Source organism: Janibacter corallicola NBRC 107790, from assembly GCF_001570965.1.
Taxonomy (GTDB): Bacteria; Actinomycetota; Actinomycetes; order Actinomycetales; family Dermatophilaceae; genus Janibacter; species Janibacter corallicola.
Genome location: NZ_BCSR01000022.1, coordinates 19,553 through 39,854, shown reverse-complemented (window position 1 = coordinate 39,854; position 20,302 = coordinate 19,553). Strand labels below are relative to the sequence as shown.

20 protein-coding genes are annotated in these 20,302 nt (G+C 72.5%); 5 read left to right on the top strand and 15 right to left on the bottom strand.

The features are described 5' to 3' along the window. Nucleotides 1-9: 9 nt before the first annotated feature. Together panC and JCO01S_RS09450 are read right to left on the bottom strand one after the other, a co-directional pair. On the bottom strand, nt 10-912 hold the full coding sequence (panC, locus tag JCO01S_RS09455; RefSeq protein ID WP_068254392.1) for a pantoate--beta-alanine ligase: 903 nt from the start codon (nt 910-912) through the stop codon (nt 10-12). After that, nucleotides 909-1,808 carry a Rossmann-like and DUF2520 domain-containing protein gene (locus tag JCO01S_RS09450; RefSeq protein WP_068254389.1) on the bottom strand — a complete coding sequence of 300 codons (900 nt, stop codon included), beginning with the start codon at nt 1,806-1,808 and terminating at the stop codon, nt 909-911. Before JCO01S_RS09450 ends, panC begins: the two co-directional genes overlap by 4 nt. 45 nt (nt 1,809-1,853) lie before the next feature. Between JCO01S_RS09450 and JCO01S_RS09445 the strand changes: the two genes are divergently transcribed. Beyond that, nucleotides 1,854-2,810, top strand: a complete 957-nt coding sequence (locus JCO01S_RS09445; RefSeq protein WP_068254387.1) for an SAM-dependent methyltransferase — start codon at nt 1,854-1,856, stop codon at nt 2,808-2,810. A 45-nt stretch (nt 2,811-2,855) separates the two neighbouring features. On the opposite strand, the gene JCO01S_RS09440 is transcribed toward JCO01S_RS09445, so the two are convergent. Further along, on the bottom strand, nt 2,856-4,034 hold the full coding sequence (locus JCO01S_RS09440; protein WP_157074547.1) for an SGNH/GDSL hydrolase family protein: 1,179 nt from the start codon (nt 4,032-4,034) through the stop codon (nt 2,856-2,858). 63 nt (nt 4,035-4,097) lie between these two features. Here JCO01S_RS09440 and JCO01S_RS09435 point away from each other — a divergent pair, with 63 nt between their 5' ends. The 3 genes from JCO01S_RS09435 to JCO01S_RS09425 all read left to right on the top strand — a co-directional run bounded on the left by JCO01S_RS09435 (nt 4,098) and on the right by JCO01S_RS09425 (nt 7,622). Further along, nucleotides 4,098-5,267, top strand: coding sequence for an NADH-quinone oxidoreductase subunit D (locus tag JCO01S_RS09435; RefSeq protein WP_068254380.1), 1,170 nt, complete (start codon nt 4,098-4,100; stop codon nt 5,265-5,267). Nucleotides 5,268-5,420: 153 nt separating this feature from the next. Beyond that, nucleotides 5,421-6,644 (top strand): DUF6801 domain-containing protein, encoded by a 1,224-nt coding sequence (locus JCO01S_RS09430; RefSeq protein WP_068254376.1) that lies wholly within the window; start codon nt 5,421-5,423, stop codon nt 6,642-6,644. Nucleotides 6,645-6,812: 168 nt separating this feature from the next. Next, complete coding sequence (locus JCO01S_RS09425; RefSeq protein WP_068254374.1) at nt 6,813-7,622, top strand: class F sortase; 810 nt, start codon at nt 6,813-6,815, stop codon at nt 7,620-7,622. 217 nt (nt 7,623-7,839) lie between these two features. Here JCO01S_RS09425 and JCO01S_RS09420 read toward each other — a convergent pair whose 3' ends face one another. The 11 genes from JCO01S_RS09420 to dacB form a co-directional block, all read right to left on the bottom strand. Further along, entirely contained in the window at nt 7,840-8,868 is a 1,029-nt protein-coding gene (locus JCO01S_RS09420; protein WP_245634390.1) for an FUSC family protein, read from the bottom strand. An 83-nt stretch (nt 8,869-8,951) separates the two neighbouring features. Then, on the bottom strand, nt 8,952-10,052 hold the full coding sequence (locus tag JCO01S_RS16245; RefSeq protein ID WP_245634389.1) for a YccS family putative transporter: 1,101 nt from the start codon (nt 10,050-10,052) through the stop codon (nt 8,952-8,954). Nucleotides 10,053-10,055: 3 nt separating this feature from the next. Beyond that, the gene (locus JCO01S_RS09415) at nt 10,056-10,541 is read right to left on the bottom strand and encodes a DUF3180 domain-containing protein (RefSeq protein ID WP_068254369.1); all 486 of its coding nucleotides are present in this window, start codon (nt 10,539-10,541) and stop codon (nt 10,056-10,058) included. Continuing rightward, complete coding sequence (folK, locus tag JCO01S_RS09410; RefSeq protein ID WP_068254366.1) at nt 10,535-11,395, bottom strand: 2-amino-4-hydroxy-6-hydroxymethyldihydropteridine diphosphokinase; 861 nt, start codon at nt 11,393-11,395, stop codon at nt 10,535-10,537. The genes JCO01S_RS09415 and folK overlap by 7 nt, the downstream gene beginning before the upstream one ends. Next, nucleotides 11,392-12,240 carry a dihydropteroate synthase gene (folP, locus tag JCO01S_RS09405; RefSeq protein ID WP_245634388.1) on the bottom strand — a complete coding sequence of 283 codons (849 nt, stop codon included), beginning with the start codon at nt 12,238-12,240 and terminating at the stop codon, nt 11,392-11,394. Before folP ends, folK begins: the two co-directional genes overlap by 4 nt. After that, nucleotides 12,237-12,845, bottom strand: coding sequence for a GTP cyclohydrolase I FolE (folE, locus tag JCO01S_RS09400; protein ID WP_068254362.1), 609 nt, complete (start codon nt 12,843-12,845; stop codon nt 12,237-12,239). Before folE ends, folP begins: the two co-directional genes overlap by 4 nt. Before the next feature lie 4 nt (nt 12,846-12,849). Beyond that, complete coding sequence (ftsH, locus tag JCO01S_RS09395; RefSeq protein WP_068254360.1) at nt 12,850-14,886, bottom strand: ATP-dependent zinc metalloprotease FtsH; 2,037 nt, start codon at nt 14,884-14,886, stop codon at nt 12,850-12,852. A 171-nt stretch (nt 14,887-15,057) separates the two neighbouring features. Next, the gene (gene hpt, locus JCO01S_RS09390; protein WP_068254357.1) at nt 15,058-15,609 is read right to left on the bottom strand and encodes a hypoxanthine phosphoribosyltransferase; all 552 of its coding nucleotides are present in this window, start codon (nt 15,607-15,609) and stop codon (nt 15,058-15,060) included. A gap of 28 nt (nt 15,610-15,637) precedes the next feature. Then, complete coding sequence (gene tilS / locus JCO01S_RS09385) at nt 15,638-16,651, bottom strand: tRNA lysidine(34) synthetase TilS (protein ID WP_068254354.1); 1,014 nt, start codon at nt 16,649-16,651, stop codon at nt 15,638-15,640. After that, nucleotides 16,651-17,694: a zinc-dependent metalloprotease gene (locus JCO01S_RS09380; protein ID WP_068254350.1), complete on the bottom strand. Its 1,044-nt coding sequence runs from the start codon at nt 17,692-17,694 to the stop codon at nt 16,651-16,653. The genes tilS and JCO01S_RS09380 overlap by 1 nt, the downstream gene beginning before the upstream one ends. 20 nt (nt 17,695-17,714) lie before the next feature. Continuing rightward, a complete protein-coding gene (gene dacB, locus JCO01S_RS09375) occupies nt 17,715-19,094 on the bottom strand; it encodes a D-alanyl-D-alanine carboxypeptidase/D-alanyl-D-alanine endopeptidase (protein ID WP_068254347.1) in 1,380 nt (459 codons plus the stop codon). Between the two features lie 125 nt (nt 19,095-19,219). Between dacB and JCO01S_RS09370 the strand changes: the two genes are divergently transcribed. After that, nucleotides 19,220-19,864: an inorganic diphosphatase gene (locus tag JCO01S_RS09370; protein ID WP_068254346.1), complete on the top strand. Its 645-nt coding sequence runs from the start codon at nt 19,220-19,222 to the stop codon at nt 19,862-19,864. Between the two features lie 12 nt (nt 19,865-19,876). Here JCO01S_RS09370 and JCO01S_RS09365 read toward each other — a convergent pair whose 3' ends face one another. Next, complete coding sequence (locus JCO01S_RS09365) at nt 19,877-20,302, bottom strand: SRPBCC family protein (protein ID WP_068254421.1); 426 nt, start codon at nt 20,300-20,302, stop codon at nt 19,877-19,879.

Below are 20,302 nucleotides of genomic sequence, written 5' to 3'. Positions count from 1 at the left end.
CCGGGCACGTCACCCCACGCGCTCGTCTGAGAAGACCGGCAGCGCGCCCCCTCCGGGCCCCAGCAGCACGGGGGTGTTGTCGATGAGCCGGGTCGTGCCGACCTTGGCGGCGACCGCGAGCAGCGCCTCGCCCTTGTACCACTCGGGCACCTCCTCGAGGGTGTCCGGGTGGACGAGCACGAGGTAGTCCACGAGCGCGAGCGGCTCGGTGACGAGCACCTCGCGGGCGGCGCGGCGCACGGCGGAGGGGCCCTCCTCAGCGTGCTCGGCACCGGCCCACAGCGCCCGGGAGAGCACGAGGGCGGTCTGCCGGTCGTTCTCCGAGAGATAGGTGTTGCGGCTGCTCATCGCCAGGCCGTCCCTCTCGCGGACCGTGGGCACCGCGACGACGGTCGCGCCGAAGTCCACGTCGCGGGACATCCGCCGCACGAGCAGCAGCTGCTGGGCGTCCTTCTGCCCGAAGTAGAAGAGGTCCCCGCGGGTGAGGTGCATGAGCTTGGCGACGACGGTGAGCATCCCGTCGAAGTGCCCGGGCCGGGACTGCCCCTCGAGCACGTCCCCGAGCGGCCCGGCGGAGATGCGCACCCCCGGCTCCCCCTCCGGGTACATCACGTCGGGGGTCGGCGCGAAGACGAGGTCGACCCCTTCGCGGGTGCAGATCGCCAGGTCGTCGTCGAAGGTCCGCGGGTACTTCGAGAGGTCCTCCCCCGGCCCGAACTGCAGCGGGTTGAGGAAGATCGTCACGAGCACGTGCCGGGCACGCGTGCGGGCGGTGCGGATGAGCTCGGCGTGCCCCTCGTGGAGCGCGCCCATCGTCATCACGACGGCGACGTCGCCGTCGTCGAGACGGTCGCGCGCGGGCGCCAGCTCGGCGCGGGTGCGCGCGATCGAGGGAAGGGTCGTCTCGCTCATGGCTGCTCCTCGTCGAGGACGTGCAGGATCTGCTCGGCGGCTTCGCCCCGCAGCCGTCCGCTGCGGACGGCCCGTCGGGCGGTGGCCCGCGCCTGGGCGTGGTAGGCGGGTCGGATGTCCTCCGGCAGGTCGGCCAGCTCGCTCAGGTGCGCGGTCACCGTACCGGCGTCACCGCGCGCGACGGGTCCGGTGAGAGCGGTGTCACCCCCGGCGAGCGCGTTGTCCAGGCTGGCCTGCAGCAGCGGGCGAAGCACCCGGTCGGCGGGTTCGATGCCGGCGGTGGTGAGGACCTCCATCGCCTGGGCGACGAGGGTGACCATGTGGTTGGAGCCGTGTGCGAGGGCTGCGTGGTAGCGACCGCGCGCCTGCTCCGGTACCCACACCGGCTCCCCTCCCATCTCGACGACGAGCGCCTCGGCAACCGGGCGCATCTCCTCGGGCGTGGTGACCCCGAAGCAGGCCTCGGGCAGCCGGGAGAGGTCGAGGCTGGTCCCGGTGAAGGTCATCGCCGGGTGGATCGCCATGCCGAGCACCGACCCCGCGACCGGGGCGAAGGGGGCCAGCCCGTGCCGGCCCGAGGTGTGCGCCACGAGCTGCCCCTCACGCCAGGCACCGGTGCGGTGCAGTCCCGCGACGAGGTCGGCCAGGGCGTCGTCGGGCACGGCGAGCAGCACCAGCTGGGCGCGCTCGACGACCTCGGGGACCGGCAGGATGGGCACCTCGGGCAGCAGCAGCTCGGCCCGGTCGCGGGAGTCCCGGGAGACCGCGGAGGCGGCGACGACCTCGTGGCCGGCGGATCGCAGCGCGGCTCCGAGCACCGCGCCCACGCGCCCGGTGCCGACGACTCCGACACGCAGGATGGGGCGCCCGGCGGGCCGTTGTGGTGGCGTACTCACCCGCAGGACGCTACCCGCGAACCCGGTCTGGGTGAGAATGGCCGGGTGCGGACGTGGGAGCAGGCGTGGCAGCAGGCGCTGTACGACGAAAGGGGCTTCTACCGCCGCCCCGAGGGGCCGGCCGGGCACTTCGCGACGTCCGCCCAGGGATCGGCGGCCGGACTACTCGCCGAGGCGCTGCTGGAGCTTGCCGCCCGGGAGGGGCTGCGCCGGGTCATCGACATCGGCTGCGGCAGAGGCGAACTGCTCACCGCGCTCGCCGACCTCACCGCGGAGCGCGACCCGGACCTCGGGCTCCTCGGGGTCGACGTCGTTCCCCGCCCCGACCACCTCGACCCGCGCATCGACTGGTTGGCCTCCCCCGGCGGCGCCGACCTGCCCGACCTGGGCGGCCCACGGGACGCGCTCGTCCTCGCCCACGAGTGGCTCGACGTCGTGCCCTGCCCGATCGCCCGCGCCGACGAGGACGGCACCCTCCGTGAGGTCCTCCTCGACGAGGCCGGCGCCGAGCACCCGGGCGCCCCGCTCACCGGGTCGGACGCGCAGTGGGCCGACCGGTGGTGGCCCGGCCCCTACGCGCCGGGCGAAGCGGTCGAGGTCGGACGCGCCCGCGACCAAGCGCTGGCGGGGCTCACCAGCACCATCGGCTCCGGCTTGCTGCTCGTCATCGACTACGGCCACCTCACCGACACCCGGCCGCCGGAGGGCACGCTCGTCGGCTACCGCGACGGCGCGGTCTGCCCACCCGCGCCGGACGGCAGCTGCGACCTGACGGCCCACGTGGCGATGGACTCCCTTCGTCTGGAGGTGTGCACCCAACGGGAGGCGTTGCGGGAGCTGGGCATCGACGGCACCCGCCCGCCGATCGAGCAGGCGAGGACCGACCCGGCCGGCTACCTCGCCGCGCTCTCCCGGGCCTCCCACGCGGGCGCCCTCACCGGCCCCGGCCTGGGCGACTTCCTCTGGGGCCGCCGCCGGATCACCGCCGACACGACCCGTTGAGCCGACCGCCTCGCCACCGGAGCGGCCCGCCTCACCCCCACCGGCTCACTCCGCGCGGGGCGCGAGCGCGGGCAGGAGCGCCCGGGAGATGAGCGGCTGCCCCTTGGCCGAAGGGTGCAGGCGGTCGACGTAGATCCCGTCCGGGGCCTCGCGCACCGGCGGCAGCACCGGCGCGAGGTTGACGAAGCTGACCCCCTCGATCCGGGTGGCTCCCTGCATCTGGTCGAGGTAGTCCCGCCACGCCGGGTGCCACGGGTACAGGTCGGGCGTGAACCACCCGACGAGGAGCACCGGCCCCTCGTACCCGAAGGACCGGGACTCCCGGACGAGCCGGCCCAGGTCCCGCCCGAACTCCTCCGGCGAGGTCCGGGCGATGATGTCGTTGAAACCGAGCGGCACCATGAGCAGGTCGGGCTGCAGCGAGAGGGTGTCCGCGAGGTAGCCCGGCGTACGCACGATCGTCGCGAGCCGCACGCCCGACCGGGAGGCGTCGAGGACGTGCACGCACCGGTCCCGGTCCCCCCGGTACGGGATGAGGTCGGTGACGGTCACCGGCGCCGGCTCGTCGCTGACGTTGCGCGCGGTGACGACGTGCCGCCCGGGCCCCAGCTCCGGGGAGGACCACACGGCCCGGCCCCCTTCGCCCTCCACGGCGGTCGTGCGCGACCCCCGGCGCTCGCCGTCGACCTCGAAGACCACCCGGCCGCCCCCGCTCTGGGTGCGGTAGCCGACGTCGACGCCGGTGGCCTGCACCGGCCAGGCGACGCTCCCGCCGGGCGCGAGCCGCATCGAGCGCCCGCCGGGCCCGACCTCGAGGGCCCGCTCGGCCCTCCCCTCCACGGCCGGGTCGGGGAGGGTCTCGGTCTGGTAGAACGTCGGCACCAGGGAGGTCGTGCCGTGGTACCCGGCGGGGCCGGCCTCGCAGCCCGGCGTACCGGCTCGCGAGCGCAGGCCGCGCTGCAACCGGTCGACCCAGCGCTTCCGGGGGGTGTCGAGCCCTGCCCCCTCGCTCACCGAGTCGCCCATGACGACGATCGTCGCCGCCGCCTCGTCGGCCGTCCGCACCGCCTCGAACCACGGGTCCAGCACGGTCTCGGCATCGACGACCGCGTCCTGCCCCGGCGTCCAGCTCGAGGGGGAGGCACAGCCCGCGGCGACGCCGGCGGCCACCGTCACGACCGCTGCTGCGGCCAGGACGCGTCGGGCACGGGGACGAGGAGGCACCGGGCCATGGTGCCAGCGGTTGCCGCTGCGGCAAGCCCCCTTCGCGTACCCCATACTGGCGCCATGGCCAGTCCCACCGCGCGCACGCTGGACGTCGGAGTCGGGGACGCGTCCCTGGCGAGCGCCGACATGGTGCTCAACATCGGCCCGCAGCACCCCGCCACGCACGGCGTGCTGCGGCTGCGCGTGGCCCTCGACGGCGAGCGCATCATCTCTGCCGAACCCGTCGTGGGCTACATGCACCGCGGCGCCGAGAAGCTCTTCGAGGTCCGCGACTACCGGCAGATCACCGTCCTGGCCAACCGCCACGACTGGCTCTCCGCCTTCGCCAACGAGCTCGGCGTGGTGCTCGGCGTCGAGCGGATGCTCGGGATGGAGCTGCCGGAGCGGGCGGTCTGGGCCCGCACCCTCCTCGCGGAGCTGAACAGGGTGCTGAACCACCTGATGTTCCTCGGCTCCTACCCCCTCGAGCTGGGCGCGATGACGCCGATCTTCTACTCCTTCCGCGAGCGGGAGGAGATCCAGTCGGTCATGGAGGAGATCTCCGGCGGGCGGATGCACTTCATGTTCAACCGGGTCGGTGGCCTCTACCAGGACCTGCCGGCCGGCTGGCTGGACCGGGTCTCCGCGGCGGTCGCGGCGGTGCGCAAGCGGATGCCGCAGCTGGAGTCGCTGCTCGTCGGCAACGAGATCCTGCAGGCGAGGACGAAGGGGGTCGGCGTGCTGCCCCCTTCGCTCGCCGAGTCCTACGGCGTCTCGGGGCCGATCGCCCGTGCCTCCGGGGTCGACCTGGACCTGCGGCGCGACGCGCCGTACCTCGCCTACGGTGAGCTCTTCGCCGAAGGGGGTCCCGGCCGGGTCGTCACCCGCACCGCCGGCGACAGCCTGGCGCGCCTTGAGGTGCTGCTCGAGCAGACCCACGTCGGCCTCGACCTGGCCGATGCCTGCGTGGAGCGGCTGCGCTCCCTCCCGCAGGGCCCGATCAACCAGCGTCTGCCGAAGGTGCTCAAGGTCCCCGAGGGCGAGCTCTACACCGCGACGGAGAACCCGCTCGGCCTCAACGGATACTACCTCGTCTCCCGCGGGGAGAAGACCCCGTGGCGGCTGAAGCTGCGCTCGGCCTCCTTCGGCAACGTCCAGGTGCTCTCCGAGCTGCTGCCGGGCTGCCTCGTCGCGGACCTCGTCGCGGTGCTCGGGTCGATGTTCTTCGTCGTCGGAGATATCGACAAGTAGCCGATCCGAGACCACTCCGTAATCCCAAGGTGAAGTAACCCGCCGGTAAGAAAGTGCTGGGAAATCCTTGCCCCCACTCCCAGCGGCCGTTAAGTTGCACGTGGAAGGCGCAGCCGCAGGGGTGCGCACTCACTACGCAAGGGGAGTCACTTCATGGCCAAGCGCCACGCCACTCGCCGCGGGCTGTCCGTCGGCGCCGCACTCGTCACCGGGCTCGGGACCGTCGGTCTCGGGCTCTTCACCGCCGCGCCGGCCCAGGCGGACGTGAGCAACACGCTGAGCTACACCTGCGCCGTGCCTGACCTGGGCATCAACTTCAACGACCCGTGGACCGTGGACCTGACCATCGGCGCTCCCGAGCAGGTCGAGCCGGGCGCCGAGATCCCGGCCCCGAGCATCAAGGCCGCCGTCACCCCGGGCGACGACGCCCAGTCGCAGATGCGCGCCCTGAACATCAAGACGCTTGAGGGCACTTCGACCACGAACTACACCTTCGACGGCCAGGACCGCACCGCGGACCTGACCGTCCCGGAGACCGAGGTCCCGGCCGAGGGCAGCGTCACGACGGTCGCCACCGGCACGGGCCAGGCCGAGACCGCTCCTGCCGAGGAGGGCGAGGCCGAGATCACGGCGGGCGACTTCACCGCAGCCCTGACCACCGACACCGGCTTCGTGCTCAACCTCGAGTGCACCGCGCCCGAGGACAACGTCGTGGGCGCCATCCAGGTCGGCGAGAGCGACGAGCCGACCGAGCCCACCGAGCCGGAGGAGAACGACTGGTTCGACGAGCCGGGCTCGCTGCCGCTGAAGGACAACGTCTTCACCGTCGAGGGCACCGCCAAGCAGGCGGGCACCCTGATCATCCAGGTGCTCGACGGCGACCACGAGGAGCTCACCTCCTACACGTGGGACGTCGAGAAGGGCGAGGTCTCCAACACCTTCGACCTCGTCGAGGGCGCCGACTACGTGCGGATCCTCTCCCAGGACTGCGTCGACGCGGCCGGTGACACCGAGGAGACCCCCGGCAGCGCCTGCAACGTCGAGTACCGCGCCCCCTGGGCCGACAGCGACACCGGCAACGGTGACGGCGACGACCAGGACAACGGTGGCGACACCGACAACGGTGACGACCAGGGCCAGGACGAGGGCGACACCGACAACGGTGACGACCAGGGCCAGGGCGAGGGCGACGCCGAGCAGACCGACGACTCCGGTGACGCCGGTCAGCCCCAGGTCCCGGACGTCGTCCAGACCGACGGCGGCCAGCTGAAGGACGCCAGCGCCAACAACGCCGCGCTGGGCCTCGGTGGGCTGCTGCTCTTCGGTGCTGGCGCCGGCGCGGTCTTCGCCGCCCGCCGCCGCTCGGAGCAGAACTGAGCACAGGGCACCGGCTCGGTATGAGTTGAGCCAGCCACGCACACGACGTGGGCCCCCGGTCGAGATCGACCGGGGGCCCACCATTTGTTCAGGGAGTGTGGATAGTCTCCTTCGGGCCGCGCTCTGCGCGGCCCGAGCGAGACGGTTTCAGGGGGAAGGGATCACCACGTGAGCACGCCACCGACGCGACCCGAGCGCAACCGGAAGCGACCCGACCGACGCACGGCGATGCTGCTGGTCGCAGCACTCGTCCTCATCCTCGGTGGAGCCGTCGCCGGCGGGGCCTGGTGGGTGCAACGCGACGACGCCCAGAACTCGGTCTCCCCCGGCACCTACGTGCCGCCGAGCGAGATCTCGAGCACATCGCCCTCGAGCACGTCGAAGGCGCAGCAGCACAGGCCCAAGAAGGAGACGAAGGACAAGGAGTCGACGAGCTCCAGCAGCTCCAGCTCCTCCTCCAGTGCATCGTCATCGCCTTCCTCCTCCAGCACGAGCGACTCCGACGGCAGCACCCTGGCACCCGACGGCAGCCCGAGCCGGGTCCTCGTCGACTCCGGCGGCGAGGAGCTCGTCGACGCCAACCTGCAGGCCACCCAGCTGGACTCCGAGAACGTGCTGGCACCCCCCTTCGGCACCGCGGGGTGGTACGCCGAACCGGGCTGGCCCAAGCCCGGTTTCGCGGGCGCCAGCATCCTCGTCGGGCACATCAACCACGGCAGCAACCCGGACGTCTTCTGGAACCTGCCGAAGGCCTCCGCCGGGGACGTCGTCACCGTGGAGTACACCTCCGGCGAGCAGGTGAAGTTCCGGGTCACCCGCTCCGAGGCGGCCAGCAAGTCGGGCGTGCCGGACGACGACTCCATCTGGGACTACGACAACCCCGACCCCGTGCTGCGGATGATCACCTGCGACCCGCAGACCTCCTTCGAGGACGGTCACTACGAGGGCAACTGGGTCGTCTGGGCCGAGCCGCTCTGAAGGGAGTCCCCGATCCACTGGAGCCGGGAGACCGTGCAGATCCGGCTCGTCGGATCGGTGCCGGCCTCTTCCTGCTCGCCCTGGGCGTCCTGTCGCTGCTCGCCCTCGTCGTCGGCAACGTCGAGCCCGACACCACCGGCACCCGGATCGCGGCGGGAGCGGTCGGTGCCCGAACGGGTCGAGGTCCGAGCGACCGAATAGACGAGCGCCCGGACCTCTACCCGGCCCGCGCCTCCATGATCCGCGGACTGATCTCGGCGAGCAGGTCACTGATCTGCAGCAGCGGCCGGACCACCTCGTAGTGCGGCGGGGGCGGCTCGTCGGGCATCCGGGCGTGCAGCCGTTGGCTGATCCGCTCCCAGCCGTCACCGCTCGGCACCCGGCCGGTGTCCCCCTTCGCCGTCAGGCCGCGGGCGGTCTCCGCGAGGGATCGGGCGACCTCGGCCAGGGCGGGCTCGTCGGTGACGGGTGAGCGGCGCATTCCGACGGTCAGGGCCCGGACGTTGTCCGCGATCGCCCCGTACCGGGTGAGCCGGTAGCGCAGGTGCCGCCCGGCACTGCCCCACATCGCCGGCCGGGAGAAGGGGGTGGCCACGAGCACGAGCTGGCGCACCCCGTCGTCGAGCTGACGGGTCAGCTCCTCCAGCTCCGCGGGCCGCTCCTCCCCCTTCGTCTCGTCCCCGCCGGTGGGGACCGGAGAGGGGCCCGCCTCGTCGATCCGGCCTGCCGCGGTCTCCATCGCGAGGGCAAGGGTCTCCAGCACCCCGTCGCGGGCCACTCGCACGGTGTCGCGGGTGGACAGCGGCAGGAAGGCCAGCGCCACGACGATGCCGATGACGGCGCCGATGGCGGTCTCCTCCAACCGGAGCACGAGCACGTGGTCGGAGTAGCGCCCCAGCACGGTGTAGAGCTGACCGACCATGATCGTGATGAAGAAGATCATCATCGCGTAGGAGACCCGCAGCAGGTAGAAGCCGCAGAAGAGGCTGGCCACGATCACCGTGAGGACCAGGACCGGGTCGCCCGCGGTCAGGTGGGCGAGGACCATCGCGACGACGAGCCCGAGCAGCGTGCCCAGCAGCCGGTAGAGCGCCTTGCGCACCGACTCCGCCCGGGTCGCGGTGCCGGTGAAGGTGACGAAGACCGCGATGAGTGCCCAGTAGTACCTGCCCGGGGAGAGCAGCGAGCCGGCGACCACGGCGAGCGAGGCCGCGACCGCGACCTGGAGTGACTGGCGGGTGTTCATCGACATCCGCGCCAGCAGCCAGCGCGGCCCCCTCGGCGGGACCTCTCGGGCGAGGCGGGCCGCGCTCGGCAGGTTGCCCATCATCAGCTCCACGGCGGAGTGGAAGTCGGTGGACGCGTCCTCGACCTCGCCGTCCGCCTCGCCCCGGTCGGGGTCCCGCTCCGCCACGTCCGCGAACTCCGCCACCGCCTCGGTGAGCCGGTAGACCGGCCACCACACCTCGGCCTCCAGACCGGGGCTCTCCGCGACGCGCACACGCAGCTCGTCGACGGCACGACGTGCACCCGCGGGGTCCCGTCGCGCGACCGCCGCGGCGACGGCGGCGGTCCGGGCGGCCAGTGTCGGGACGCTCGTCGCGATCGCCTCCACGGACCCGGCCAGGGAGTCCAGCGCGAGCTGGGTGTCCAGGGCGTGGTTGCGCAGCCGTTCCCGGCCCGGGCGCTGGGCAGCGACTGCTGCCCCGACACGGCCTCGATCATCAGCGCGGCCTCGGTGAGCCGACGCTGGTGCGCGTGCAGACGGGCCTGCCACCGCCGCAGCTCCCGCTCGTCGGTCACGTCGACCGCGGCGAGGTCGGCACAGACGGCAGCGACGGTGCGCACCCGGGCGTGGAAGGCCCGCAGCGTCCTCCGGAGGGTGCGGGCCGGGTTGTCCCGCAGGACCGTCAGCGACAGGAGCAGCACCCACGCGGTGCCGATCACCAGGGCCAGCAGCATGATCGGCAGCATGACCGGGGTCGCCCCCAGCAGCGTCGAGATCATGTAACCGATCCAGGCCATGAAGCCGTAGAAGAAGAACGGGATCCCGAAGCGGCGCACGAAGACCGCCGCGAAGGAGATCACCACGAACACCGCGAGCGTGAGCCGCGTGTCGACGTGTGCGAGCGTCCCGAGAGTCAGCCCGACGCCGAAGGCCACCGGGAAGAAGACGGCGGTGCGCACCTTCACCCACGTGCCCGGGCCGACCCCGGAGAGGACCATCGAGCCCATCATCGCGACGATGCCGCCGAGCATCATCAGCAGCAGCGAGGCCTTGCCACCCGCCCCGAGCAGGCGGGCCGCGACCAGCTCCACCCCGAGGGCGGTGACCATGCTGAGGGCTCCCCCGACCGCCAGCCGCAGCCGGGAGAGTCCCGGGTCGGAGGCGACCAGCCGGTCCCAGATCTCCCGCAGCCACATCGGCACGGCTCAGCCCCCGCTGCGCTGCTCCGAGGCCTCGTCGTCCTCGTCCTCGTCGTCCCGGTCGATCCGGCACCACCGCTGCACGAGCATGCCGGCGACCGCGATGAGGGCGGCGCCGAGGGCCGCGAAGCCGAGCTTCAGCGCCATGATCCCCCGACCGGCAAAGCCGATGTCCGGCACGAGCACGAGCGCCAGCCCGAGGTAGACACCCCCGGCGATCGCCCCCGTGAGGGCGCTCGCCTGGGCCAGCCCGAGCAGGCGTGCCGCGACGAGCGGCTCCACGTGCCCGCGGCCGCGCCGCATCCGCCACATCGGCCGACCGGCGTAGAGAAGCACCGCCGCCATGGCGACGAGCAGCACCCCCACGAGCCACCCGACCTGGACGGGTGCGTGCCCGGAGCTGAGCCACCAGCGACCGGCGGACCAGCTGAGCACCGTGGTCGCGACGGCGGTGACGAGGACGGTGGTGACCCGCAGCCCGTGCCTCAGCACCCCAGCTCCTCCAGGTCGCTCGTGTCGACGCCCGCCAGCAGCTCGGTGACCGGGGTCGGCGTGCCATCGACACGCAGCAGGGCGTCGGGGGCAACCCGCGACCACGGGTGCAGCACGAAGGCGCGCTCGTGGGCTCGCGGGTGCGGCAGCAGCAGCGTCTCCTCGCCCGAGGTGACGTCGCGCTCCCGGGCCGGGTCGCCGTACTGGATGAGGTCCAGGTCGAGGGTGCGCGCGCCCCACCGCACGTCGCGGACCCGGCCGTGCCTGGCCTCCACGGCGTGCAGGGCGGCCAGCAGCTCCTCCGGGCCGAGGGCGGTCGTGCCGACGACCACGGTGTTGGTGTAGCGCGGCTGGTCCGGCGGCCCGACCGGGTCCGTCGTGACGAAGGGGGCCCGCCGCACCCCGTCGAGCACCCCGTCGAGCTCGGCGATCGCCGCCTCGAGCGTGGCCACCGGGTCCCCGAGGTTGGCCCCGAGCGCGACGACGACGTCCTCGGCACGGGTGCGGCTGAGCGTGACCGCGACGTCCCCGAAGGGCACGCCCACGGGTGCCTCCGGCTTGTGGACCGTCACCTCGACGGCGCGCACCCCCGGGCGGGCCAGCGCGTCGGCGGCGATCTGCTCCGCGAGGGCCTCGATGAGGTCCAGCGAGGGCCCCTCGATCCGGGCCACGACGTCGGCCCCGACCTCGGCGTAGTCCACGGTGCGGGTGAGGTCGTCCCTGCTCCCGGCCGGCGCGAGGTCCAGCGCCAGCTCGACGTCGACGACGAACTCCTGCCCGTCGCGCTTCTCCTCGGCGAGCACCCCGTGGAACCCCCGTGCCCGCACCCCCGCGAGCCTGATCCGGTCAGTCATGAGCGCAACGCCCCCGCCACGTCCAGGGCGTCGACGGTCGCGGTCACGTCGTGCACCCGCACGCACCACACGCCGGCGGCGGCGGCGTGCACGCTCGTCACGGCGGTGGCCACGTCACGCTCGGTCGCGCGCCGCTCCTGCCCCTCGACGCGTCCGACCTTGCCGAGGAAGCCCTTCCGGGAGGTGCCGAGCAGCACCGGCAGCCCGAGGTCGACGATGCGCCCGAGGTCCCGGAGCAGCTCCCAGTTGTGATCGGCGGTCTTCGCGAACCCGATACCAGGGTCCAGCACGAGCTGGTCGCGGGTGGCGCCCGCCTCGAGCAGGGTGGCGACGCGCCCTTCGAGCTCCGCCGCGACCTCGCCGGCGACGTCGTCGTACTGCGCCGGGCCGTACATGTCGGTGGAGTGCCCGCGCCAGTGCATGACGACGAAGGGGGCGCCGCTGGAGGCGACGAGCTCGGCCATCGCGGGGTCGGCGAGGCCCCCACTGACGTCGTTGACGATCGCGGCGCCGGCCTCCAGGGCCGCGGCGGCGACGGATGCGCGCATGGTGTCCACGGAGACGACCGCGCCCTCGCCGGCCAGGGCGTGCACGACGGGTACGACTCGGCGCAGCTCCTCGGCCTCGTCGGGGCGGGAGGCGCCCGGACGGGTCGACTCGCCGCCGACGTCGACGACCGCGGCGCCGGCGGCGACCAGCCCGCGGCCGTGCGCGACGGCGGCGTCCTCGTCGAACCACTGGCCGCCGTCGCTGAAGGAGTCGGGCGTGACGTTGACGACGCCCATGACGACGGGACCCGGATGGGTGCGCTCCGCGGTGAGACGGTCGAGGAGGGGGTGGCTCACCGTGCGGCCCCCGTCAGCAGGGCCATCGCCTCCGCGCGCGTCGTCGCGTCCCGCAGCTGGCCGCGGACGGTGGAGGTGATGGTGCGCGCTCCGGGCTTGCGCACCCCGCGCATCGACATGCACAGGTGCTCCGCCTCGATGACGACGATGACCCCGGCGACGTCGAGGTGCTCCACGAGTGCGTCGGCGACCTGGCGGGTGAGCCGCTCCTGGACCTGCGGGCGCCGGGCGTAGAGCTCGACGAGCCGGGCGACCTTGGACAGGCCGGTCACGCGGCCCGAGGAGCCCGGCAGGTAACCGACGTGCGCCACCCCGTGGAAGGGCACGAGGTGGTGCTCGCACGTGGAGTACAGCTCGATGTCGCGGACGATGACCAGCTCGTCGTGGTCCAGCGCGAAGGTGGTCTCCAGCACCTCCGCCGGGTCGGCGTGCAGGCCCTGGAAGACCTCCGCGTAGGCGCGGGCCACGCGGGCCGGTGTCTCGATCAGGCCGTCCCGGTCGGGGTCCTCGCCGACCGCGAGCAGGATCTCCCGGACCGCGGCCTCGATCCGCGGCAGGTCCGCGTGCGCGGAGAGGTGCTCGGCTCCCTCGGCGTCGAGGACCACGGGGTCAGTTCCGCCCGTCGGAGTCGTCGGGGAAGGTGGCCCCCTCCTCGGCGGCCCGGTCGATGGCGTCGCCGACCTGGGTGCTGCCCTCGGACGCGGACTCCTCGCGCTCGCGCATCGCCTTCTTCTCGGCGGGGGTGAGGACCGGAGGGATGTCGGAGAGCTGTCGGTGCTCGCTGCTCAGCCACGTCGGGCGGTGCGGCCGCTTCTGGACGTCGCCGAAGACCTCCTCGAGCTCCTTGGCGTTGAGGGTCTCGTGCTCGAGCAGCTCCAGGACCAGCCGGTCCAGGACGTGCCGGTTGTCGTTGAGCGCGTGCCACGCCTCGTCGTGGGCGGCCTCGATGAAGCGGCGCACCTCCTCGTCGACGACCTTGGCCAGGTCCTCCGAGTAGTCCCGCTGGTGACCCATGTCGCGCCCGAGGAAGGGCTCGCCCTGGGTCTGGCCGAGCTTGACGGCGCCGACGCGCTCGCTCATGCCGTACTCGGTGACCATCTTGCGGGCCATCCCGGTGGCCTTCTCGATGTCGTTGGCCGCACCGGTCGAGGGGTCGTGGAAGATGATCTCCTCCGCGACCCGGCCGCCGAGGGCGTAGGCGAGCTGGTCGAGGATCTCGTTGCGCGTCGTGGAGTACTTGTCGTCCAGCGGCATGACCATCGTGTAGCCGAGGGCCCGCCCGCGCGGGAGGATCGTGATCTTGGTGACCGGGTCGGTGTGGTTCATCGCCGCGGCGACGAGGGCGTGGCCCCCTTCGTGGTAGGCGGTGATCTTCCGCTCCTGGGCGCTCATGATCCGGCTGCGCTTCTGCGGGCCGGCGATGACCCGGTCGATGGCCTCGTCGAGCGACTTGTCGTCGATGAACTGCTTGTCGCTGCGGGCGGCGAGCAGGGCCGCCTCGTTGAGGACGTTCGCCAGGTCGGCACCGGTCATGCCGGGGGTGCGGCGGGCCACGGCCAGCAGGTCCACGCCCGGGGCCATCGGCTTGCCGGCGGCGTGCACCTGGAGGATGTGGTGCCGGCCGATCATGTCGGGGTTCTCGACCCCGATCTGGCGGTCGAAACGGCCCGGGCGCAGCAGCGCCGGGTCGAGGATGTCGGGGCGGTTGGTCGCCGCGATGAGGATGACGTTGGTCTTGACGTCGAAGCCGTCCATCTCCACGAGCAGCTGGTTCAGCGTCTGCTCGCGCTCGTCGTGGCCGCCGCCGAGGCCGGCGCCGCGGTGGCGACCGACGGCGTCGATCTCGTCGACGAAGACGATCGCGGGCGCATTGGTCTTGGCCTGCTCGAAGAGGTCACGCACCCGGGAGGCACCGACACCGACGAACATCTCGACGAAGTCCGAGCCGGAGATCGAGTAGAAGGGCACGCCCGCCTCACCGGCGACCGCGCGGGCCAGCAGCGTCTTACCGGTACCGGGCTGGCCGTAGAGCAGCACGCCCTTGGGGATCTTGGCGCCGACCGCGAGGAACTTGCTCGGCTCGCGGAGGAACTCCACGATCTCGTGCAGCTCCTCGACCGCCTCGTCGGAGCCCGCGACGTCGGCGAAGGTGACCTTCGGGGTGTCCTTGGTCGCGAGCTTGGCCTTGGACTTGCCGAACTGCATGACCTTCGAGCCGCCCTGCGCCTGGCTGAGCATGAACCAGAAGAGGCCGACGAGCAGCAGCAGCGGCAGGAAGGACAGCAGGATGTTGCCCCACATGCTGGGGCGCTCGACGGTGTCGTTCTGCACCCCGTCGACGTGCTTGTCCGTCAGGGAGACGAAGTGCTTGGCCCGGGCGTCGATGAACTCGGTCTGGACCTTGTTGGCCTTCTGGACCGCCTCGCCGTCGGAGTAGGTCTCGCCCTTCTTCAGGTCCAGCTGGAGGACGTTGTCCGTGGTGAAGTGGGCGTCCTCGACCTTGTTCTGGGTGATCAGCTTCTCCGCGGCGGAGGTGTCGATCCGTTCATACCCGTCGTTGCCCTGGGTCATGAACATCACCACGAAGATCGTGATGAGCAGCAGTGCCCAGAACAGGGGGGCACGGAAGAACTTCTTGGCGTTCATACGGGTACGGGTTCCCCGGACTTCCTGACTCGACGATGTGGCGGGCCGCCGTGGCGGCCGGCGGACAGGGTCGAAACTACCCGAACACCGGCACACTTCGGCTATCAGGGCAACGTGCACCCCTGCCACGGTGTTCCCGGCCGGTGGACGGGCCGGCGGGATCCCCCTTCGTCAGCTGTAGACGTGCGGGGCGAGGGTGGCCACGTCGCGCAGGTTGCGGTAGCCCTCCGCGTAGTCCAGACCGTAGCCCACGACGAACTCGTTGGCGATGTCGAAGCCGGTCCACCTGGTGTCGATCTCGACCTTGGCGGCGTCCGGCTTGCGCAGCAGGGTGAGGATCTCCACGGACGCCGGCGAGCGGGACTCGAGGTTGGCCCGGATCCAGGAGAGGGTCAGGCCGGAGTCGATGATGTCCTCGACGATGAGCACGTGCTTGTCGGTGATGTCGGCGTCGAGGTCCTTGAGGATGCGCACCACCCCCGAGGACTTGGTGCCGGAGCCGTAGGAGCTGACCGCCATCCAGTCCATCGGCGCCGACCCGGGCAGGTGGCGCATGAAGTCGGCCATGACCATGACCGCGCCCTTGAGCACCCCGACGAGCAGCAGGTCCTCGCCCTCGTAGTGCTCCCAGACCTCCTTCGCCAGCTCGGCGAGACGGGTCTGGATCTGCTCCTCGGTGATGAGCACCTCGACGAGGTCTTCCTGCATGTCGCTGGCGTCCACGATTCTCCTTCTTCGCTCGGGCCCGTCGTCATTGTCCCGTAGTCGCGGGCGCGATGGTCACCCGGCCGCCCGACCGCTGGACGCGCAGCCCGGGCAGGTGCAGCGGACCCTGACCGTGCCACTCGGTGACCAGGGCGTCGCAGGCGGCCACGTGGGTGGCCGTCAGGGACCCGGCGGGCGCCCCGGCAGCCAGCAGCAGCCGGCGCCAGACCCGGGAGCGAAGGGCGGGTGCCAGCCCCTCGAGGTCGGTCACTGCCACGGTGTTCTGCCCGTCCTCCCCCGGCTCGGTGGCGGGCACCGAGGACTCGGCGAGCTGGTCCAGCAGGTCGGCGTCCTCGCGCAGCAGGTCCGCCGAGCGCACCAGGGCCTGGGCGATGCCCGGGCCGAGCCGGTCCTCGAGGTCGGCGAGGGCGCGGCGGGCCCGCACCCGGGCGAAGCCCTCGTCGGCGTTCATCGGGTCCTCCCACGGCACGAGGCCCCAGGCCTGCGTCGCGGCCTCCGTCGTGGCCCGCGGCAGGTGCAGCAACGGCCGGGCGAAGGGGGTCCCCTCCCGCGTCAGCACCGCCGGCATCCCCGCGAGGGACCGGGCGCCGGAGCCGCGCACGAGCCCGAGCAGGACCTGCTCGGCCTGGTCGTCGCGGGTGTGCCCGAGCAGCACGATGTGCGGCCGCTCCCCCGCGAGCCGCGTCGCCGTGTCGGCCAGGGCGGCGTACCGGGCGTCGCGGGCCGCGGCCTCGAGGCCCTCCCCGGTCGCGGCGACGTCCGCGGGCACGACCGCGACCGGCTCCAGCCCGAGTCCGATGCACTGCTGGCTGGCCAGCAGTGCCGTCTGCGCGGAGTCCTCCTGCAGGCCGTGGTCGACGGCGATCGCGCCGGCCTCCACCCCCGCGGCGGTGGTCTCGGCGGCGAGCGCGGCCGCGAGCGCGAGGGAGTCGGTGCCGCCGCTCACCGCGGCGAGCACGAGGGACCCCTCGGGCATCCCCTCGAGGACGGCACGGACCCCCCTTCGACAGTCCGCCTGCGACGGGTGGCCGGCCGCCATCAGCCGTGCACCCGGCGCACCCAGGTGTGCGGCTCGGTGATCTCGCGGGCGGTGGGCAGGGTCTCCGGGGAGGTCCACACGGCGTTGAAGCCCTCGACGCCGACCGCCTCCTGGACGGTGCGCACGAAGACCGCGCCGTCGCGGTACTGGCGCATCTTCGCCTCGAGGCCGAGGAGGCGGCGCAGCAGCCGGTCGACCATCCCGGCGCCCTTGCGGCGCTGGTCGAAACGGTCACGGATGTCGGCGACGGTGGGCACGTGCTCGGGCCCCACGTCGTCCATGACGACGTCGGCGTGGCCCTCGAGCAGGGACATCACGGCGGTGACCTGCGCCATCTGCTCGCGCTGCTCGGGGGTGATGACGAGCTCGGCGATGCCCTGGCCGTCCCCGCTGAAGACCCGCGGGAGCTGCCGGGAGGCCTGGGCGAAGCGATCCCGCAGCGCCTGCCCGTCCGGCACGAGCTCCTCGGCGAGGGTGCGGGCCCGCTCCACCATGTGCTCACGCAGCCACGGCACGGCGGTGAACTGCACCCGGTGGGTCTCCTCGTGCAGGCACACCCAGAGCCGGAAGTCGCGGGGCACGGCCTTGATCCGGCGCTCGGTCGCCACGATGTTCGGCGCGACGAGGAGGAGGGCCGGGGTGCCGCCGGGGGCGATGTCGTACTGGCCGAGCACCTTGGTCGACATGAAGGCGAGCATGCTGCCCGCCTCGGTCGCGGTGACCTTGCCTCCGACGCTCGCCGCCGGGCCCCACACGGGCTTGTCGCGCAACGCCGACATCCGGTCCATCGCCGGCTCGAGCATCGCCGACATCGAGTCGGCGTTGACGTCGATCCACGTCCGGCGGTCGACGACGAGCGGCGCGGGGGCCTCCCCGGGCGCGCGCAGCAGCGAGGTGGTGGCCACCGGCTCGACCGCGGATGCGGCGAGCTCGTGGATGTGGCCGACGACCTCGGCGGCCTCCTCGGGGGAGACGTCCGGTCCCGGCGGGGCGAGCCGGGCGCCGGTGCGCTTGGCGAAGTCCCAGTCGACGTACTCGGTCACTGCGTGGGTCTCCCTCCCGGTCAGCGGCAGCCGCAGGCGGTGATGCCTGCGACCATCTGGTCCAGCGCTCTCCGGGCCCCGAGGGTCCCGGAGGTCTCGGGGACCTTGTCGGCGTTGATGACGTAGGTGAGCAGCCGCCCGTCGCGGGTCGTCGTCGTCCCGGCGAGGGCGGAGGTGCCGGTCAGCGTGCCGGTCTTGGCGCGGGCGATGCCGGCGGCCGAGCGGCTCTGCGGGGTGTGGAAGCGGTCGTACATCGTCCCGTTGAGGCCGGCGATCGGCAGGTCGGCCAGCACCCGGGTCAGGGAGGGCGCGGAACCGGTGATGCCCATCTGCGTCACGTCGGAGATGACCCGTACCGGGATCCGCTGCCCGGAGCTGAGGCCGGAGCTGTCCTTCATCCTCACCCCGGACATGTCCACGCCCGCGTCGGTGAGGGTGGAGCGCACCCAGCCCACGACGTCCTTGAAGCTCGTGCCCGCACCGTCGGCGTGGGCCGTCTGGCGGGCGACGTTCTCGGTGAGGGCGTTGTCACTGTCCTCGAGGGCCACGGCGAGCACGTCACCGATCGGTGCGGACTCGACAGCCCCGAGGGTCCGGGCGCCCTTCGGTGAGGGCCGGGACCAGGTCTTCTCGGCGGCGTCCACCGCCACCTTGACCCCGGCCTTGCGCAACTGCTTGCCGAAGGTCTTCAGCACCTTGCTCTCCGGCTCCCGCGGCGAGGGCACGCCGGGCTGCGGCCGGTCGCCGGCCAGGCCGATCATCGACACCCCCTGGGTGTATCCGGCAGCGACGTCTGCCATGTCCCACGTGGGGGCGTAGCGCGGGCCCTTGGCGTAGGTGTTGTCCAGGCGCAGGGTGACCTTGCCCTGCTGGTCGGAGTCCTTCAGCGAGGCGGAGACCTGGTGGGCCAGGTCGGCCAGGCCGGCCCTCCCTTCGACGGCGGTGGGGTCGCCCTCGCCGGGGGCGAGCATGGTGTCGCCGGCCGCGACGAGGACGATCTCGTTCGGCTTCTCGCCGGAGACGACCTTGGTCTTCATGGTGCGGCTGAGGTCGTTGCCGTCGGCGATCGCGGCGGCGGTGAGGAGCTTCTCGGTGGAGGCCGGTGTCTGGCCGCGGTCCTCGTGGTCGGCGTAGAGGACGTCACCGGTCAGGGCGTCGCGCACGATGACCGCGACGCGGGGGCCGAGCGGCTGGGCGACCTTCTTGCCGCCGAGCGCACGGGCCAGGCCCTTCTCCGTCGGGACGGGCGCCTGCTTCGAGGCGGGCTCGAGCACCGGCTCCACGTGCGGGGGCTCCGGTTCGGCGTCTGCCGGCCGGTCATCGATCGTGAGGACGCCCGGGACCTTGTCGTAGGCGTCGGCCGCGCCGTAGCCCAGCAGCAGGGCAACGACCGTGGTCAACGAGATGAATATTCGGCGCACTCGGGCGGGCCCCTTCAGGTGCTGATCGGGAAGTGGTGGGACACTGCCCACGAGACTAGATCACCCTCACCCGATCACTGCACCTAGACGAAGGGGTACCACCAGTGGAGTTCGACGTCACCATCGAGATCCCGAAGGGCCAGCGCAACAAGTACGAGGTCGATCACGAGACGGGCCGGATCCGGTTGGACCGCATGCTCTTCACGTCGATGGCCTACCCGAGCGACTACGGCTACATCGAGGACTCTCTCGGTGAGGACGAGGACCCCCTGGACGCGCTCGTGCTCCTCGACGAGCCGACGTGGCCAGGTTGCCTCGTGCGGGCGCGGCCGATCGGCATGTTCCACATGCGCGACGAGGCCGGCGGCGACGACAAGATCCTGTGCGTCCCCGCCGGCGACCCCCGCAAGGAGGGCATCAAGGACCTCGAGGACGTCAGCGAGTTCTGGCGCCTGGAGATCCAGCACTTCTTCGAGACCTACAAGGACCTCGAGCCCGGCAAGTCCGTCGAGGGCGCCCACTGGGACGGCCGCGCCGAGGCCGAGAAGGTGATCCTCGAGGCCCTCGCCCGGGCCAAGGAGGCCGGCATGACCACCGCCCGGTGGAACATGCCCGTCGCGCAGACCCACACGCCGCAGCCGGACGTCTCGCACTCCGAGGCCGACATCGAGGCCGCGACCGCCCGCGCCCGCGAGGAGCTGGCCACCAAGGAGAAGCCGCTCAGCGACGAGGAGACGCCCGCCTCCTGAGGCCACCCGGGGTCACAGCGCGGCCACCAGTCCGCGCCGACCCTGCCGCATCATCCAGGCGTGGTTGGCCCGCAGCAGCCACGGCACGAGGGTCGCCATCCGCTCCAGGCGGGTGGCGACCCTCACGCATTGCTCGAAGCGGGCCTCGGCTCCCTTCGCCCCGGCCACCACCCGCCACTCGGCATGACCACGCAGGTCCCCGGACAGGCGCACCCGCAGGTGACCGGCGCCGCGGTCCTCGACCTCGCGGGTGAGCACCAGGTCCAGCCGGAGCGGCAGCAGGCTGCGCACGACCCCGCGGCCGGAGTGCTCGTCGATGCGGGTGACCGAGCGCACCTGCGGCCACCACGTCGGGTACCGCTCGATGTCGGCCAGTGCCGCGACCACCGTGTCGACATCCGCGGGCAGGTGCCAGGTGTCCGTGAAGGTGAAGTCCAC

Excerpts from the sequence above, each read along its gene's own strand:
- panC (WP_068254392.1), bottom strand. The coding sequence starts at position 912 with ATGAGCGAGACGACCCTTCCCTCGATCGCGCGCACCCGCGCCGAGCTG.
- JCO01S_RS09435 (WP_068254380.1), top strand. The coding sequence starts at position 4,098 with ATGGCCAGTCCCACCGCGCGCACGCTGGACGTCGGAGTCGGGGACGCG.
- JCO01S_RS09430 (WP_068254376.1), top strand. The coding sequence starts at position 5,421 with ATGGCCAAGCGCCACGCCACTCGCCGCGGGCTGTCCGTCGGCGCCGCA.
- JCO01S_RS09420 (WP_245634390.1), bottom strand. The coding sequence starts at position 8,868 with ATGAACACCCGCCAGTCACTCCAGGTCGCGGTCGCGGCCTCGCTCGCC.
- folK (WP_068254366.1), bottom strand. The coding sequence starts at position 11,395 with ATGACTGACCGGATCAGGCTCGCGGGGGTGCGGGCACGGGGGTTCCAC.
- ftsH (WP_068254360.1), bottom strand. The coding sequence starts at position 14,886 with ATGAACGCCAAGAAGTTCTTCCGTGCCCCCCTGTTCTGGGCACTGCTG.
- tilS (WP_068254354.1), bottom strand. The coding sequence starts at position 16,651 with ATGGCGGCCGGCCACCCGTCGCAGGCGGACTGTCGAAGGGGGGTCCGT.